Raw genomic sequence first — 16,595 nt, forward strand, 5'->3', positions numbered from 1 at the left:
TTTTTTCAGCAAACCCTACATAAGCGCGTTTGGTGCCGAGTTTTGGGTAAGTCATGAACTTTGGGTAAGTCATGATCAGTTAACCGTTAACTTATCAACAGTTAACAGTATTGTTTTGGTTGAAGATTTCAATCTCGGTTTGCTAGGTTAATTTGGGTAGATAACTTATCGAATAGGATAACTAAATTTCAGAAAGCTATGTCGCCATTTTGGCGGTAAAATTAAGAATAAAAGATACCAAGGTCAACAATCAAAGCCTCCAAGGTTAGGTTAATCTCAAGTTGAGCATAACTGATTACCTATTTATGGGTTTAAAGTTGACCATTGACTGTCAAAAGCTAACGGTTAACCGTTGATAAGTAATTACATGTCACTTCTGTTCTTTTTGTGCTATCTCCAACTCTTTTCGTGCCATATCCAACAATTCCGGTACAGTCACAAACTGGTAACCTTGCTTTCTCAATTCAGTAATAATTACCGGTAAAGCTCGTATCGTCTTGGCACGATTGCCGCCACCATCGTGGAGTAGCACAATTCCTCCCGGTTTCGCTCTGCGGAGAACATTATAGGTCAACCGACGTTGGTTTACCGAGTAATCCTCTGAGTCAGCTGACCATTTTACAATCACGTAATTTTTTTTTCGGGCGTAAGCCACTAAGCCATTGTTCATTATCCCCCCAGGGGGTCTAAACAAAGAGGTCTTAACGTTAATAGTTTTGTAAATCCGTGCTGTGGTATTATCAATTTCCTTAGCAGCTGCTAAGGGATTATGATAGTAATAACTATGGTTCCAACTATGGTTGCCAAGGGCATGACCATGGTCCACAATTTTCTTAAGCTCTTCTGGATATAGATAAACATTTCTCCCTACCACGAAGAAAGTTGCCTTAACATCATATTTTTTAAGGATGTGTAGCACATCGTTAGTCATCTTCGGCCAAGGACCATCGTCAAAGGTCAAGGCAATGACTTTCTGTGGAGTTTTAAGCTCAACGTCCTCGATATATTTTCCCCGAAATTGCGGAGGAACATAGTTAATCTGCTTGCCTCTCTCTTGCTCTGCCCATTTAGCAATACCTTGCTGCAAACCTTTATCTGGCGGCTTAGTTAACGTTTCAACCTTCTTTGAGTCAGTTTGCTGCTGTGGCATTTGCCTAGTGATTAGTGCAGCAATATTTTGGTTAGCCCATCGACTTGTTTTCAAGGTGTAGCCAGCCATACAACTTAGAATAGCAGCAATTATAATCCATGTACTGCGCGACCAGAATAAGCCCTCACGTTTTGCCAAAATTGGTCTCCTTTGCTCCTGCCAAAATACCAGGAAAGTAAATTATCATCTGTAACTAACCATCATCTTATAGAGTGGTGGCTAGCTGTTGCCTAATTGTCTGTTTAATTGTCTGTTTAACATTAGCGGTCAGCCATCCGGTGACAATTGCTGATAGTAGATATTGACAAGAGAATCGGTAACTTCTGCAATACTCATACCATCGGTTTGTACTTCAATAGCATCAGCTGCCTTGCGCAAGGGGGCTACAGCACGGGTGCTGTCCTTTAGGTCACGCTGTTGAATCTCCTGCTCCAGCTGTTCTAAGCTGACCTCTTGCCCCTGGTTTTTCAGGTCTTGCTGACGGCGACGCGCCCTTTCTTGAACAGAAGCTGTTAAGAATAGTTTGACTTCTGCATTGGGAAAGACATGGGTGCCAATGTCACGACCTTCAGCCACTACTCCTCCTTGACGACCCCAGCGTTGTTGTTGTTTGAGTAACTCACGGCGTACTGAACTCAAAGCAGCCACTGTAGACACTTTGGCAGTAACGGACTGTGAGCGAATGACCTGGGTAACTTCTTCTCCATCAACCCACACCTGAATCCCAGACTCTCCTGGTTGATTATTACTCAGATTAATTGTACACTTACTGACTAATTCTGCGATCGCAGGCTCATCCTCCAAGTCAATACCTGCTTTGAGCACCCGCCATGTCACAGCCCGGTACATAGCACCAGTATCAAGATACATCAATCCTAATTCTTTGGCTACCAAACGGCTAACGGTAGATTTTCCAGCTCCAGCCGGACCATCAATGGCCACAATCGGTTTACGGTGGGACAGGAGTATATTGTCAATTAAACGAGTTGTACCTAAGTGAACTGCGATCGCTAATAATCCTTGCTCTTCAACCTGTTCGAGGGGGGTCAGAGTAACAGGATGTACTAATTCCACATACTCGACCTGGATATCCTGGGTTCCAGCTAATTCTGACCTAACCCTCTCAATCAGATTGATGCGATCGCATAATCCATCTTGAAAGGCTTTCTGAGCACTACGCAACCCTTGATAGAGTAATGATGCTTGGGCTTTTTGCTCTGGTGTCAGGTATTGATTGCGAGAACTACACGCCAGTCCCGACTTTTCCCGCACAATCGCACAAGGCACAATGGTCACTGGTAACTTAAAATCTGCCACCATACGCTGGATGATTGCCAACTGTTGGGCATCCTTTTGACCAAAATAGGCTCTGTTTGGTTGTACCAGATTCAACAGCTTGACCACGACAGTTGCCACACCCCGAAAAAAACCAGGACGAGAGACAGCACATAGGACAGAGGTCATGGCTTTGGGTGGAATCACTTGAGTCAATTCATCACCCTTGTCCGCAGTGGGCATTGGATTGTCACCATACAACTGATCCACAGTGGGAGCAAAAATTGCATCAACTCCAATCTGTTGGCAAAGTTCTTGATCCTGAGCCAATCCACGGGGGTACTCCTGAAAATCCTCTGTCGGTGCAAACTGAAGAGGATTCACAAAAATGGTAACAATGACCAGGGAATTTTCTCGTCTTGCCCGCTCAATTAAGCTTAAGTGACCCTTGTGCAAGGCTCCCATAGTGGTTACCAGACCCAGTTCCTTGCCAGGACCTTGACGTTCTAAGTAGCAGTGTAATCCAGCAGTTGTTGTAAACAGGTGCATTAGACTCTAGAGTTTAGATTCTTATCGATGTTAGCAACATAGTCCTATAGAAATAGGCATCTCCAGGAATTCCTTGGCAATTCCTGGAGATGTCTAATGACTAGGGCATGTCGTCAGTTAGAGAATTGACAACCAGTCAGTGCAGCTATAGAACTGAGGGGAGTCAGGAAAACTCAACTAAGGAGGAAGTAATGCGTCGGTATGCCTTGCGAGATGATCAGTGGGAGCGCTCACCCGGAACCAACAAAACTGATATTCCATCGGATATTCCATCGGATCAAATGCCTAGCTCCCCCAAAGTTGGCTCATCCTCAGTACCATTAAACTCTAAGCAGACTAAACCCTCTGCTACCTTGGTGTCACAGGGACAGGAAGGGTGGATAAGAGAAAAGGAGATTTTACCTATGATGGATCCTAATTTGGGGGAGCTAGGCATTTGATCCGATGGAATATCCGATGGAATATCAGTTTTGTTGGTTCCGGGTGAGCAAACTCTTAATTTAATCCACCAAGTCTCTTCCTGAGGATACCTTTTTCTGGCAATAACCTGCAAAACGCTACCAGCAGGAACTCTGCCAAGGATTGATTGCTGTTCAGGATTAACCAAAAGTTGTACAGTTTGACCCACTGTTCTAATAATATCTTGGTTTTTAATTAAGGCAGCTGGCTTAGGAGGGGTCCCGGAGTCAGGGGTTTGTGGTGGGAGAGGTTTAGTTTCTGGACTCTGTGTAGGGGTTTTAGAACGGGTTATTTCTTGCTCCTTACCGAGACTCAAAACCCCACTCAGGAAGCGATTTATCTGTCCACTCGCCTTTAGACTCAACATTGGACTCAACAGATAAACGACTACCCCTCCTAAGACCAACAGCACGAATATGCCCAACAACAGTCTCCCAGTCTTCTCAGGAGAGGTTGAAGCTGAATAAGTAGGATTTTGGTCACCAGAGGCATCCCCATCTTCCATGAGGTTAAGTGTGAGCAACGCTGTTTTTTGTTCATCAGTAGAAGCGGGTTGCTGATCACTCTTAACGAACATTACAGTATTGTTGGTCTCGAGAGTGGGAAGGGATTCTAGCTGTGGCGGTGATAGTTGGATGGGCAAGGAAGGCTGGCTTGGTGTGACTTGACAGTAAATCAACGCCACCGTAACATTGTCGTGTCCGTTTTTGGTATTAGCAAGCTCAATGATGCGTTCTGCTGCTTTCTTCAAATCAATTTGACCGTCGAGAATGGGCAGGATTTCTGTTTGCCAGTACTGCTCGACTCGGTCATTGTCACTAAGACCATCAGAACACAGCAGAAAAACACAATCTTCATCCAACACCAAGCGCTGTACAGTCGGGTGCAGTGTGGTTGATGAACCCATGCCTAAAGCCTGCACTAGGGCACCAGATGTTGGTTGTTGTAGAGCATGTCGGTAAAGGGTATATCCAAGCCGCACCTCTCGAGACGCTAAATCATCATCTAGAGTAACTTGGTGACAACCATGGCGACTCACCCAATAGATTCTGCTATCCCCGACATGGGTAATGTATATTTCATGGGCATGGGTTCTAGCCATGACCAAGGTTGTTCCCATACGCTGCCGATCAAATCGGTTCTCATGATCATTGCGTTGGCTAATGGAGTCATTGGCAGCACAGACAGCTTTTTCCAATTCCAGGGTTAGAGTGGTTGGGTTCCACACCTTCAGTTTAGCTGGAAGTTGTTTGAGCTGTTGTCGGAGAGTGTCAATCGCCAGTTGGGAGGCAATTTCACCACCTGCTTGTCCACCAATGCCATCGCAAACCATTGCCAAAGCTTCCTTACCTCTTGAAGAGCTAATTAGCTTACCACTAGGAGGGTAGCAAGCGTCTTCATTGTGGCTACGACCCGGACCGGTATCGGTACGAGTGAGAGTCTTATAGGTTCTCGATTGCCATGACCGGCATTCAAACAACCCTTTCGCCAGTAATGCTAACAGCTGCTCTGATGTCTGTATCTGTCCTTTTGTAAGCTGGGAACAGAGTTGTTGGCAAAACTCACTAATAACAGGGGAAGCCCCCTCAAGCAGTTGTGACCACAGCTGACCCAGCTGTTTTAAGGTTGGTGCTGGCGTTTGATCAGGCTGCAATTCCAACAACCTTAGCAAGGCTCCTTCCACCCGCACCAGGTTTGATTTCAGTAAGCTAGACGCTACCCCTTCTCGGCTCAACGGTTGCCACAGTGAAGCCCATTGCTGCAGCCAGTTGAGTTGGCGTACTGGTGAGGCATCTTTCCAGACGCTAGTGAGTTCTGGTGACAGTTGTCCAAGAGTATTAATGTTCCCTGTTGCCTGAATTGGTACTCCTTCGAGTAACCAAATCTCTTTATTATACCTTGGCTGAGGTGTTAGCAGACCATACACTTGAGGCAGGTGTAATCCATAGGAAACCAGTCTCAAGTATGGGGTTATGGTTTGAGGAATCTCTAGTGGGGTCTCTGGCGGTACCGCTGGTTGAGTATCTAAAAGAACACGAGAATGAATCAGGAGGTAGCGCTTAGCAATAACTTCTCCCGGTTGAGCGGCTTTTATGCCTGACCCAATAGCCCACAAGTATCGTCTGAGCAGCGGCGTGCGACATTTTTGGCAGAACTTGTTGGTCTGGGGATTGGGAGCCTGACATTGATGGTTTGGGCAGTGGAGCGTTGCCGCCGGATTGTCCATGAAACTCTTTGCTGCTAAAGATAGCCTGATGGAACCGGGTTAACATTAGCACAGCTTTCTTTGAAGGAGTGATGTGCCAACAAAGGAAGTGCCAAAATCAGCCCATTGATTACAGATTGTAGCGCTTGACTTACGGGCTGGTTAATGATTTACGTCAATAGTGAATGAATTCCCCTGAAACATTCGTTCGCAGCAATGATTACCCTATGGTCTATGGGGAAGGTCAGCATTAAGTTTTATGTATTAATTTTATGTATTAATCATTGCGCAATATTGACCGGTTCCCCTCACTCATAGCACTAATCTTGATTAGCTCAGGCCAGATCAGCAAAAAGTACGTCCACCAAAGCAGAATTGGCATAGCAACGAGTAGTGTTATCCAGAGGGTTTTGAAAACTACCCAGATACTTAAGATGATGCCCCCTCCGGTCAATAGGATTGACCAGGGTTGGCACCACCAAGGCTTATAACTCCAAGGATTGAATTTTTTTTCTGTAGACAAGATTAGTCTTTTAAGCTACCACGACTTACTTCTTTGCACTAAGCAAGGGATTGATTAAAACCATGAGAACCTCAAGTAAACCAGCTACAGTGTGGCGGGGGATGAAGGCAGACAGGCGCTTGAGTTATTCGCTCCAGTCGTGACTTGGTTTGAAAGTAGCTTGTCAGCCCATCTCCTACTGCCTAATTCTCAGGTTCTACTTGGGGCAATCCCATACTGTAATTAATCACTCGGCTTTCCGTATTGTAGCTAATTTGTCCATTTTGCAAAAGCGATCGCACAAGGTGTTCTAGGTCAGAACCGATACGACGGAGGTTGTATTCGGTCAAATCAAATCCGCTGTAGGATTCAACCAACTCATCGAACTTCCGGTAAACCTGCTGTAGAGCGTCTTCATTCCAATTGAATTCGTTATCGGGGTCAATGTCTAAGGTTAAGACGTTATCGCTCCCGACTAGTTCGTTATTTTTTACCTCTGCTGTATAGATTCGGACGTGACGAGTGGTGGACTTTAACAGCATCTAGAAACCTCCTGCTCACAGCCTTTATTTTTTCATCTTTTCAGGCACTAGTCAATGCTGACCATTTGAATTACCCACAAACCAATCAAAGATTTGGGGTTGAGGGCTTCGAGTTTGAGCCGCTTTTGCCTCTAGTCCTGTACAAGTACAGAACTAGAGCACATACCCCAGATATAGATTCGACGCATTCAAGGGATCGTAGGAGCAAACCAACTATTTAGCTAGTCAAATCCCAATTACTGACCTCTTGACCTATACGCTATATGTAGTGTTTGTGATTTCGCCAGTAAGGAGATAATGGTCTGACAAGCACGTGCATGAGATTTGACAGACATTACCAAAAAGTTACTTACTCTCATAGTAGGTTTCCCTACAACCTTAGACAGCAGTCCCCTTGACCTGTTCCCGCCGTGCGGGCCATTGGCGCTACTGGATGTGATCGATATATATCATTTATCAATTTGGTGAGGTACAAATTACTGGGGAGTCGGGAGCGGTGCGACCCGTGGCGAATTTAATTCGACGACTATAAGCGCAAGCCCTGGGAGTCGTCGGGAGCGGTGCGACCCGTGGCGAATTAAATTCGACGACTGTAAGCGCAAGCCCTGGGAGTCGGTTTAATAAGAGTTTATGGATTATGGTTTTCCGGGACTGGGGGAATAAAAAAAACTGTGTACCTCATGATTCTGATAATTAATAGAGCAACCTGGGTTTTAGCGGCGGTCTCCACGGGGGAAGAAAAATGAACAATACATGCACTAGACATCTGCATAAAATCGGTTTTGACCCAGGCATTACAAGGGTTTGAGGTTAATTTTTGGAGATGTCTACTAATAGCATATCCTGATACTCTAAAGGGAAAAACTATATTAAGTAAAGTCAAACACACTAATCCAATGTCATAGCTTAAAAAAATGTCTGGTACCATGGAAGATATTGCTAGACAAGCCCACCAGGGTAGCGTGGTGGCAATTATTCAAACACTCAATGAACGATTAGCCGATTTTGGGGTGAGAACTAGAGCCATTCTGGCTGATGGTGTATTGCAAGTTTTGTGTGAAGCAGCAAAACCAGAACAGCTGGAACAATCGATTCTAGTCAGTCAAATCCAGGAAATTCTGGAAGAAATTTCACCGCGTAACATTCGTCGTGTCAGGATCAACAGCCGCATCGTGCGAGAGGAACAATTACTCTGGTTAGAAGAAATTAGCCGTGACCCAGACAATCAGCTGTTGTGGTACGAAGACATAACCCTTACTAGGCCAAATTTCTTCAAGCAACTGGCTCAAACCCTCAACAATCGCCAAAACCTACCAAGCCAGCAACTGGCTCTAACACCAGGATTTTCTCGTCAAATCGGCCAAAAAAAACTACCGATTCAGCAACTGGTCTTACCGCCAGCTTCTTACGGTCAACTACGTAAAAAAGGTCGATTGCGGCAGGGTGTTGTGATTGGGTTAGGTTTGGGTTTACTCCTGATCCTAGTAGGTTGGTTACTGAATGATTGGTTTGGGAGGGAAATCAAATCCCATTACCCAACTCAAGCCGACCATTCGGCAACAGACCCAGCCAATTCTTATTCATCGGGATCTTCTAGTCAACCACCGGACCCCTTTACTGAAGCAATGCGCCTAGCTCAAGAAGCAGCCGCAGCAGGTCAAAGTGTCGAAACCTCAGCTCAATGGTTAGATGTGGCAGCTAAGTGGGAACGGGCATCAAATCTAATGGAGACGGTAAAACCTGATGACCAACGCTACCAAATAGCTCGTTATCGGGTTATACTTTATCGAAAAAACAGTGAGGAAGCTCAAAAACAAGCTAGAAAGAAGCGCTCCTAGTGGTGTTGAATCCAAGTTTTCAATCAGTTTTGTTAAAAAAACGCTATAAAAAGGTGCTCAAGGTGTTTAAGGTGTTCAAAGTTAATCGATTTCAATCCCAGAGGTGCGACCCTAGGCCGCGAGGGATTGCTCGCGGCCTTGGAAAGCGCACCTTGGAGAGATATCTGGAGTTTCTCAATTCTCTCCTGGGTTTCCAGGTACTAGTAGTTTACCCAACTCAGAGGCGCGACCCTAGGCCGGGTTCCCCGGCCTAGGAGGCGCGCGCCTTTTGGGATTTTTACGCTCTGTGCCTTAGCTCGAAACTCCAACAAGCCCTCACCCAGTCTACCGATCAGAATTAATTGGGTCAACGAATCTCGAGCAGTAACCATTTTGAGATCGCGGTGCGACCCGTGGCGAATTTAATTCGACGACTATAAGCGCACCGGGAGCGAGTTTAACTCAACTGTGACGATTACATGATTTAGTTGTGCCACCGACCCACAGCTTCTCCTCTAACCAGAGTTCGGAATTGAACGGGTGTGTCGGTCGGTTGTCGTAAAAAACTCCAATCTCTTGATCAAAAGCACTCTGATGCCGGGAACACTAATCCTAGCGAGATTACTGTTTTAACAGTTGTTCTTGTTTTAACAGTTGCTCTAGTCAAGACCAGTATTCACAAGTTGTGCAACAAGCATAATGGATGCAGAAAGCGCGATTTTTGCCCCAAGAGTAAATTCCATCAACTCCCGTCTCTCAGGTACATTTGAACCAACCTTTAGCCAGGAGCATCAAGGTTCACTCATGGCTTACCCGACAGAGTTAGCTCAGATCGGGCAACAAATTGCTAAGACGATACTAAATACCTCAGAAACGCAAACTCTGTTGGCGATGCTCGCCCAGGCTATAGGAGAGAGTTTTCAGGTGGATAGCTGTTTAATTGGGGCGCTGGCTAACCCTAGCACTACGCCCCAACTAGCCTGGTGGCGTGCTGATCAACACCTTGACCCAGAACACCGATACTACAAAAATCCAGTGCAACTGCTGGAACTCTTAACCACAGAGGATGACTTAGGCAGTGACTCAGTACTGGCAATTTCAGATTGGCAAAAATCCGATGCTTGGTCTAACTTAGATTTGGGTGAAGAAGTGCTATCTGCCAGGGCAATACTGAAGACCTCCACAAAGTTTCAGTCTGTAGTCAACGGGGTAATTGTTTTAGGAAAAGCCCAGCCTTACCAATGGACAAAGACAGAGCAAGAACAGTTAATTTTTGTATCCCAATGGGTATCAGTAGCAATTTCTCAAGTTCAGCTAACCCACCAAGTGAAGGCGGCTACTCGAGACCAAACTCTGGTCAACCAATTGAGTCAAGTGATGCATAGCTCTCTCAATCTCCTGGAGATTTTCCAGATAGCTACCACGGCTGTTGCTGAAGCACTTCAGGTGTCACAGGCATTACTGCTACTGTTAGATGAAACGAATCCTCTGTGTTGCAGTCTACCAGCAAAGCATTCACCAAAACATGATCTGACAGTGGTTTGTGAATGGTTAAAGGAAAGCTCTACTACTGATCTATTTTCAACAGGGGACGCACTGTTAAATAAATCCTTCCCAGTTTCTGAGTGTTCTTGGTACCAACAGGCTCTCAAGCAAGCCCCTGAACCGATAGTCATTACCGATAGACCAGATCACCCGATTGGTAAAGCTAACCACCAGAGCATCTCACTCCTAGATCAGAACCTAAAGCCAGGGTTACTAATCTGTCCTCTGGTTGGGGCAGATAATCATGGTTTGCTATCCGTTAAGGTTTTGGGGTTCTTGGTCTTGCAAAATACTCAACCTCGCCCTTGGCTAGAGAATGAAATTAACTTGGTCAAGTGGGTCAGTACACAAGTTAGTAGCACTATTATCCAAAATCAGACTCTCCAGCAAGTACAATCCCTTGTTGAAGAACGCACGGCTCAGTTACAACATAGTCTGAAAGTTCAGGCAGAGTTATACGAAAGAACTCGCCAGCAAATGGGTCAGCTAAAAGAATTAAATCGCCTCAAAGATGAATTTCTCAGTAGCATGAATCATGAATTGCGGACACCTTTGACGGCAATGAGTCTAGCGATTCGGATGTTGCGTCAACCCAAACTTGATCTTGAGCGTCGTGCCAAATATCTAGAAATCCTTGAGCAACAGTGTAATCAAGAAATTGAGCTAATTAACGACCTGTTGAGTCTACAGCAGCTGGAATCTGACCAGTCCCAACTGCACTTGCAAAGAATTGACCTGATGCCGATGATTAAGCACTTGGCTAAATCCTTTGAGTACAAATGGGCGGAGAAAGGCTTAACCTTAACAATCAATAGTTCACTACCATCGCTGTTTATCAACACCGACGCTGAAAGCCTTAACCGTATCTTGCTGGAACTTTTAACCAATGCTGGTAAGTATTCTCACCCAAATACTACAGTGGTGATTGAGGTAACTGAGCAAATCCAGCAATCGGTGAAGCAGATTGTGATGAGTTTGAGCAATATTGGTCAAGGGATCTCTCCAGAAGACCTCAAACATATTTTTGATAAATTCCATCGCGGTCAGGGGATGACCCAAAGGGCAGTTCAGGGTACTGGTTTGGGTCTAGCGCTAGTAAAATGCTTAGTGCAGCATCTCAATGGGACAGTAGATGTCTCCACTGGCCCGTCTGACACTCCTCGCACGTCTCGGGTATCTTTCACAATTACTCTGCCCCAGGTTCAATCTTTTATTTGACACTCCCCGGCCTGTTCGCGTAGCGTCGGCTTTGCCGAAAGGCACGAGGATTCCTAGATCAACGAGCCGCCGTAAACCGCCGAGTTCCAATCTTTGACGCCGCCAAAAACAGGACAATACTCAACCAAAAATCCGTGAAAACACCAAATTCCCAGTTAATTCACGACAGACCTAGAGGGCAGTTCTCCTTAGGCGTTCGAGTACTTGCTGGAAGTGCCTTAAAAGTCCGTTTGCCTTCCTTTTCCTCAGGTTCCGGTGTGCCCCACCGTACCTTGTTTAATCTCAAAAGTGATTCTTCTAGGTTCACACGCCAACGGTTAATTGACGGTTGGGTTTTTAAAGAGGACTTTCCCAGAGACGAAACCTTAGTAGAGTGGAGCCTTACTACAAAACCTTTTCCCTATGCTGCATAACCTGCCGACTATAAAGGCTCCACTCTACTTACGGTAACTTCAAGCCCTCTAGGCATTACTTCTTTGTGGTCGTTCGCGTAGCGTGACCTACGGTCAATCAGTTACGGGTCTCTCTCCCGGCTGAGCCAACGGTTTTTCAGCCTGTACCTATCTTAATTATACATCGGCTTTGACGATTATTCCAGAAAAGTCGTCCTAGAAGGACGAGGCTTTAAACCCAAGATTTTTGGTAAAACTTAGTCATTAGTAAGTAAGAAGGCAAAACTAATGACTAATAGCTCGGAAGACTAACTGGGAAGAATAGGTATTAAAGCGGATATGATCTGATTTATACTCCCGGATTGGATCGGAGTAACTATGAATAGCTGAGTATGCTCACAACTGATGCGCCCAAGCCACCACGTTGGCAACAACCTAACTATTCCCCCCTGGCTCGCCAGATCGATATTTTTACTGCGGCAGCGCAGTTTATGGTTTATTTATGGTGGGACAAGGTATCGGCTAATAATTCCCCCAAGCAAAGAAATCGTCGAGCCCAGTGGTTAGTTAGAAAGCTCTTAGACTTAGGTCCAACATTCATCAAGATTGGGCAGGCACTATCCACACGCCCTGATTTACTTAGCTTAGAATATGTGAATGCCTTGGCGCAATTACAAGATCGGATCCCAGAATTTAGTGTAACCGATGCAATAACTCTAATTGAATCAGAACTGGGTCACGACCTTCATAGTTTGTATCGGGATTTTGAGCATTTTCCTCTAGCCGCTGCCAGTTTGGGACAAGTTCATAAAGCCCGATTGCACACTGGGGAAGATGTAGTCGTTAAGGTTCAGCGTCCTGGCTTAGAAAAGCTATTTAACCTAGATTTTGAGATTATCCATCGATTGATTCGTTTTGTCAATCGATTTGTTCCGGGAACCAAAAAATATGATTTGGATTCCATAATCCATGAGTTTTTTAACCTGCTCTATCAAGAAATTGACTACATCCATGAAGGTAAAAATGCTGAGAGTTTTCGTCAAAATTTCAGCAATTATGCTCGCATTAGTGTCCCAAAAGTCTACTGGCGATATACAACTAAAAAAGTTTTGACTATGGAGTATATGCCGGGAATTAAAATTGATGACCGTCAGACCCTAGAATCCCTCGGCATAAATCCTAAAGAAATTATTCAGCTGGGAATTTGTTGCTACCTCAAGCAGTTATTACAAGATGGCTTTTTTCAGTCTGACCCTCATCCTGGAAATATGGCAGTCTCTCCGGAGGGCAGTCTGATTTTTTATGACTTTGGCACAATGCTGGAGGTCAAGTCCATGAATAAAGACCAAATGCTCCAGACTTTTTTTGCTGTACTGCGTAAGGACACTGATCAGGTCGTTAATAGTTTAACTTACATGGGGTTAATTGAACCCATGTCAGATCTCAAGCCAGTCAAGCGATTAGTTGCTTTTCTACTGGAAAAATTTACCGAAAAGCCCATAGAATTACAAGCTTTTGAGGAAATCAGTAGCGAACTTTACTTAATGTTTGAGCAGCAACCTTTTCGCCTACCAGCACAACTGACATTTATTTTAAAGTCACTAACAACTCTTGATGGGATCGCTCGTGCCCTAGATCCCCAATATAATTTGTTAGTTGCTACTGAGCCTTTTGTTAAAAGCCTGGCTGTTTTTCAAGGGCGGGGGAATATAGTGGGGCAACTAGCCAAACAAGCTAGGGATTTTGTGAAATATAACTTACGTAAGGCTAGCCCTACCGAACTAGCCATTCGACGCTTAGAAGAGCGGCTCGAGCTGGGGGAGTTACAATTGCATGTGCGTTCTGTAGAAAGCGATCGCACTCTCAAGCAGATCACGCTTGCTCTGAAAAGCCTAATTTATGCTTGTTTAACTGGATTTACTCTGGTAGCTGGTACTATTTTCCTCTCAGTTCCTCATAGTGGATGGGCGATAGCCGCCTTTGCCTTTTCCGGATTCTGGTTTTTGATTTTGCTGCGTTCTCTGATTAACTTAGCCATTAGAGAAAGACTGGATAGGTTAGCCCAAAGGTAGGCAATCTGATTGCAAATCGCCTACCTTTAACTCTTGTATGTAAGCATTCAGCCGTCAGCCGTCAGCCGTCAGCCGTCAGCCGTCAGCCGTCAGTGGTCAGCCGTCAGCGGTCAGCCGTCAGCAGACTTAACTCAGATTAAACCAATGCTTACCTCTTTTATTAAAAAGCTGATAGCTGATAGCTGAGTGCTTACTCTTGTATTTTTTGCTTCTTTAGATACCCCCAAGGGAATTCGAATCCCTGTCGCCTCCGTGAAAGGGAGGTGTCCTAGGCCTCTAGACGATGGGGGCTTATTGATTTCACTTTTATAAGTGTAGCGGATATTTTGGTTTGTGTCAAGTGTTTGATCAGGAAAATTTTTTTCCAGTCCCTTTACTTGATTTTATTTCGCAACTGTTCTAGGCGCTGCTGAGCCTTGGCATCTAAGGAATTTACTAAAAAACGACCACTAGAGGATTTCTGTGGTCGATATTTGCGGCGGGTTCGACGAGCTGTGAATTCAACATCGCTGAGCAACTGCTGGGAAGACATGCATTGAGCACCATACCCCACAACCGTCAATTGCTCTGCCCGATCTGAGGTAGCGACGATCAGACGTTTCGTTGGTTTAACAAGATTGGTTCTATAGGAGGCGCAAAATTTTTCGATGTAAGTGTCTGCTGTCTCCCCGAAATCGGTGTAGTAAACCGATAAGTGATTAGTTATCACCTCACGACTGTTAGGGGTATTGAGTGAGTGAGCATCAAAGACAATCTCAGTGTCATAGCCGACAAAGGCACTGTAATTGGCTAGGGTCTCAATTAACTCTTGGCGAGAACTCATGAGACCATCACGATCACGGGTATTTTTCAGGAAAGACCAAGAGCCAATGACGTTATAGCCATCAACTAGTAAAATAGCCAGCGGTGAAGAACAGGACATTTTTCATGGTATTATACTGTTTACCGTCCGTATGGACTAAATATTAGCGCTAATTTTAACATTTCTTTATTTTAGTATAAATTGCACTTGAGCAAAAGGCAAAAGGATTGAGCAAAAATGACACTCAACATTTAACTATTAACATATAAAATCTTATAGTCACAACTTTAAGTATTATAATTAACGCTTAGCAGTTAACAGTTAGCCGATTACAAACCCTACGACTTTCTGGAAACTTCCCGAGAATCAGTGATTATGACTTACCAGTCTTTGCTTCAGGCGTTCCGGTTGACCTTGGTCAATGACCCGACCCTGGTCTAACAAAAATGCTCCATCACAATAATCCAGCTCATCCAAACGGTGGGTAACCCAAATGGCTGTCAATCCTCGACTTTTGACTAAATTTCGCACTTGTGACACTAAATCCATTTGGGTATCTGGATCGAGTAGGGCAGTGGGTTCATCTAACAATAAAATCTGGCACTGTCTTGCGATCGCACCAGCGATCGCAATTCGCTGCTTCTGACCACCGCTGAGGGCATAGATCGGGCGTCGCTCTAGCTCTAGTAAATTCACCGCAGCTAGAGCTTCTTTTACCCGGGCTTGAACTTGAGCTAGGTCGAGCTTTTCGGCTACCAGTCCAAAGGCTACATCGGCACCTACGGTAGGCATGACTAGCTGATGATCAGGATTCTGGAAAACAAAACCTGGTGAACCGGCTAGGTAAATGTCACCGGATTGGGGGGACAATAAACCAGCCAGTAATCTAAGTAAGGTTGATTTACCACTGCCATTGGTTCCCAAGAGCATCCAAAATTCCCCCTTAGGGACTTCCAGGGAGCAAGATTGCAAAACTGTCCCCCCTTTAGGCCAGTTGAAGCCAACCTCTGTTACTTGAATTGCTGGTTGATTCATTAATATATCTTGCTCCATGAATTTATTCAGCCATGGCAAAGAAGCCGGGAGTACGTCCTGAGCCTGTGGCTCCAGATTTTTGAGAAATAATTGCTGCACTAATCTGATCGCTGAGAACGCCAATTTTCTTCTCTGGCTGGTGATCGCAGCTGAGTTCTAACAACTGAGGATGCCCAGAGCGCATGGCTGTCAAAATTTCCTGGTAGGTCGCTTGCGCCTCTTCTTCTGACTTACGTTGCACAGACAGTGGCATGGGTGTATTCCTTAGAATCAAGTCAATGGTGAACATGGAGTATCAAGCTGTAGCGCGTTCTATTAATGTACTTCTTCTTATCTTAGACCCCAGCCCAAACCGGCGTAAGAGCGGTATCTTGGGTACAGTTATTACCTAATTTTTTTTTAGGGGGTAGCAAAATTAAGAATTATGACATATTATGATAGTTATATTAGACGAAGTTTACTTTTCTTTACTTAGACTGCCTTTAATAAAGAAAGTAAATCGCCTTACCGTACTTATATATATCTGGAGATCCTTGCTATGACAGTAGCAGTAGGACGCGCCCCCAGCACCAGAGGATGGTTTGACATCCTCGATGACTGGCTCAAGCGCGATCGCTTTGTATTCGTCGGCTGGTCCGGCATTCTATTGTTCCCCTGTGCCTACATGGCTTTGGGCGGCTGGTTGACTGGTACCACCTTTGTGACTTCTTGGTACACCCATGGTTTAGCATCTTCCTACCTAGAAGGCTGCAACTTCCTGACCGTAGCAGTATCATCTCCTCCCAACAGTCTGGGACACTCCCTGCTGCTATTGTGGGGACCAGAAGCTCAAGGAGACTTGACCCGCTGGTTCCAACTAGGAGGGTTGTGGAGCTTTGTGGCATTCCACGGAGCGTTTGGTCTAATTGGGTTCATGCTGCGGCAATTTGAAATTGCGCGTCTAGTAGGCATCAGACCCTACAACGCGATCGCATTCAGTGCGCCGATTGCAGTATTTGTCAGCGTGTTCCTGATGTACCCATTGGGACAGT

The 16,595-nt window shown here is 45.1% G+C and carries 13 protein-coding genes, 1 tRNA gene and 1 pseudogene; 6 read left to right on the forward strand and 9 right to left on the reverse strand.

What is annotated here, in order from left to right; genetic code table 11:
- Positions 1–370: 370 nt before the first annotated feature.
- The 5 genes from F6J94_RS01930 to F6J94_RS01950 form a co-directional block, all read right to left on the reverse strand.
- Positions 371–1,288: a polysaccharide deacetylase family protein gene (locus tag F6J94_RS01930; protein ID WP_293036363.1), complete on the reverse strand. Its 918-nt coding sequence runs from the start codon at positions 1,286–1,288 to the stop codon at positions 371–373.
- Between the two features lie 129 nt (positions 1,289–1,417).
- Positions 1,418–2,974, reverse strand: coding sequence for a bifunctional pantoate--beta-alanine ligase/(d)CMP kinase (locus F6J94_RS01935; protein ID WP_293036365.1), 1,557 nt, complete (start codon positions 2,972–2,974; stop codon positions 1,418–1,420).
- Between the two features lie 277 nt (positions 2,975–3,251).
- The gene (locus tag F6J94_RS01940) at positions 3,252–5,660 is read right to left on the reverse strand and encodes a protein phosphatase 2C domain-containing protein (RefSeq protein WP_293036367.1); all 2,409 of its coding nucleotides are present in this window, start codon (positions 5,658–5,660) and stop codon (positions 3,252–3,254) included.
- A gap of 256 nt (positions 5,661–5,916) precedes the next feature.
- The gene (locus F6J94_RS01945; RefSeq protein WP_008184881.1) at positions 5,917–6,162 is read right to left on the reverse strand and encodes a DUF6737 family protein; all 246 of its coding nucleotides are present in this window, start codon (positions 6,160–6,162) and stop codon (positions 5,917–5,919) included.
- 182 nt (positions 6,163–6,344) lie between these two features.
- The gene (locus F6J94_RS01950; RefSeq protein WP_071102827.1) at positions 6,345–6,683 is read right to left on the reverse strand and encodes an NAD(P)H-quinone oxidoreductase subunit M; all 339 of its coding nucleotides are present in this window, start codon (positions 6,681–6,683) and stop codon (positions 6,345–6,347) included.
- A gap of 914 nt (positions 6,684–7,597) precedes the next feature.
- On the opposite strand from F6J94_RS01950, the gene F6J94_RS01955 reads away from it, so the two are divergent.
- The 5 genes from F6J94_RS01955 to F6J94_RS01975 all read left to right on the forward strand — a co-directional run bounded on the left by F6J94_RS01955 (position 7,598) and on the right by F6J94_RS01975 (position 13,913).
- Entirely contained in the window at positions 7,598–8,521 is a 924-nt protein-coding gene (locus F6J94_RS01955) for a hypothetical protein (RefSeq protein WP_293019497.1), read from the forward strand.
- A 678-nt stretch (positions 8,522–9,199) separates the two neighbouring features.
- On the forward strand, positions 9,200–11,263 hold the full coding sequence (locus F6J94_RS01960; protein WP_293036370.1) for a GAF domain-containing sensor histidine kinase: 2,064 nt from the start codon (positions 9,200–9,202) through the stop codon (positions 11,261–11,263).
- Positions 11,264–11,397: 134 nt separating this feature from the next.
- Positions 11,398–11,676, forward strand: a complete 279-nt coding sequence (locus F6J94_RS01965) for a hypothetical protein (RefSeq protein WP_293036372.1) — start codon at positions 11,398–11,400, stop codon at positions 11,674–11,676.
- A gap of 371 nt (positions 11,677–12,047) precedes the next feature.
- Complete coding sequence (locus F6J94_RS01970; RefSeq protein WP_293036374.1) at positions 12,048–13,727, forward strand: AarF/ABC1/UbiB kinase family protein; 1,680 nt, start codon at positions 12,048–12,050, stop codon at positions 13,725–13,727.
- A gap of 33 nt (positions 13,728–13,760) precedes the next feature.
- On the forward strand, positions 13,761–13,913 hold the full coding sequence (locus F6J94_RS01975; RefSeq protein WP_293036377.1) for a hypothetical protein: 153 nt from the start codon (positions 13,761–13,763) through the stop codon (positions 13,911–13,913).
- Between the two features lie 32 nt (positions 13,914–13,945).
- Here F6J94_RS01975 and F6J94_RS01980 read toward each other — a convergent pair.
- The 4 genes from F6J94_RS01980 to F6J94_RS01995 all read right to left on the reverse strand — a co-directional run bounded on the left by F6J94_RS01980 (position 13,946) and on the right by F6J94_RS01995 (position 15,853).
- A tRNA-Glu gene (locus F6J94_RS01980) sits at positions 13,946–14,018 on the reverse strand.
- Positions 14,019–14,100: 82 nt separating this feature from the next.
- On the reverse strand, positions 14,101–14,649 hold the full coding sequence (locus tag F6J94_RS01985) for an NYN domain-containing protein (protein ID WP_075896987.1): 549 nt from the start codon (positions 14,647–14,649) through the stop codon (positions 14,101–14,103).
- Positions 14,650–14,895: 246 nt separating this feature from the next.
- Positions 14,896–15,564 (reverse strand): energy-coupling factor ABC transporter ATP-binding protein, encoded by a 669-nt coding sequence (locus tag F6J94_RS01990; RefSeq protein ID WP_293036379.1) that lies wholly within the window; start codon positions 15,562–15,564, stop codon positions 14,896–14,898.
- A 22-nt stretch (positions 15,565–15,586) separates the two neighbouring features.
- Positions 15,587–15,853: a hypothetical protein gene (locus F6J94_RS01995; protein WP_075896983.1), complete on the reverse strand. Its 267-nt coding sequence runs from the start codon at positions 15,851–15,853 to the stop codon at positions 15,587–15,589.
- A gap of 249 nt (positions 15,854–16,102) precedes the next feature.
- Here F6J94_RS01995 and F6J94_RS02000 point away from each other — a divergent pair.
- Positions 16,103–16,595, forward strand: a pseudogene (locus tag F6J94_RS02000) (photosystem II D2 protein (photosystem q(a) protein)); the annotation flags it as partial.

The sequence above is a fragment of the Moorena sp. SIO1F2 genome, from assembly GCF_010672755.1.
GTDB lineage: Bacteria > Cyanobacteriota > Cyanobacteriia > Cyanobacteriales > Coleofasciculaceae > Moorena.

Bases quoted from the DNA above. Each gene is read 5' to 3' on its own strand.
- F6J94_RS01935 (WP_293036365.1), bottom strand. From the start codon at position 2,974: ATGCACCTGTTTACAACAACTGCTGGATTACACTGCTACTTAGAACGT.
- F6J94_RS01940 (WP_293036367.1), bottom strand. From the start codon at position 5,660: ATGGACAATCCGGCGGCAACGCTCCACTGCCCAAACCATCAATGTCAG.
- F6J94_RS01950 (WP_071102827.1), bottom strand. From the start codon at position 6,683: ATGCTGTTAAAGTCCACCACTCGTCACGTCCGAATCTATACAGCAGAG.
- F6J94_RS01955 (WP_293019497.1), top strand. From the start codon at position 7,598: ATGTCTGGTACCATGGAAGATATTGCTAGACAAGCCCACCAGGGTAGC.
- F6J94_RS01960 (WP_293036370.1), top strand. From the start codon at position 9,200: ATGGATGCAGAAAGCGCGATTTTTGCCCCAAGAGTAAATTCCATCAAC.
- F6J94_RS01970 (WP_293036374.1), top strand. From the start codon at position 12,048: ATGCTCACAACTGATGCGCCCAAGCCACCACGTTGGCAACAACCTAAC.
- F6J94_RS01985 (WP_075896987.1), bottom strand. From the start codon at position 14,649: ATGTCCTGTTCTTCACCGCTGGCTATTTTACTAGTTGATGGCTATAAC.
- F6J94_RS01990 (WP_293036379.1), bottom strand. From the start codon at position 15,564: ATGAATCAACCAGCAATTCAAGTAACAGAGGTTGGCTTCAACTGGCCT.
- F6J94_RS01995 (WP_075896983.1), bottom strand. From the start codon at position 15,853: ATGTTCACCATTGACTTGATTCTAAGGAATACACCCATGCCACTGTCT.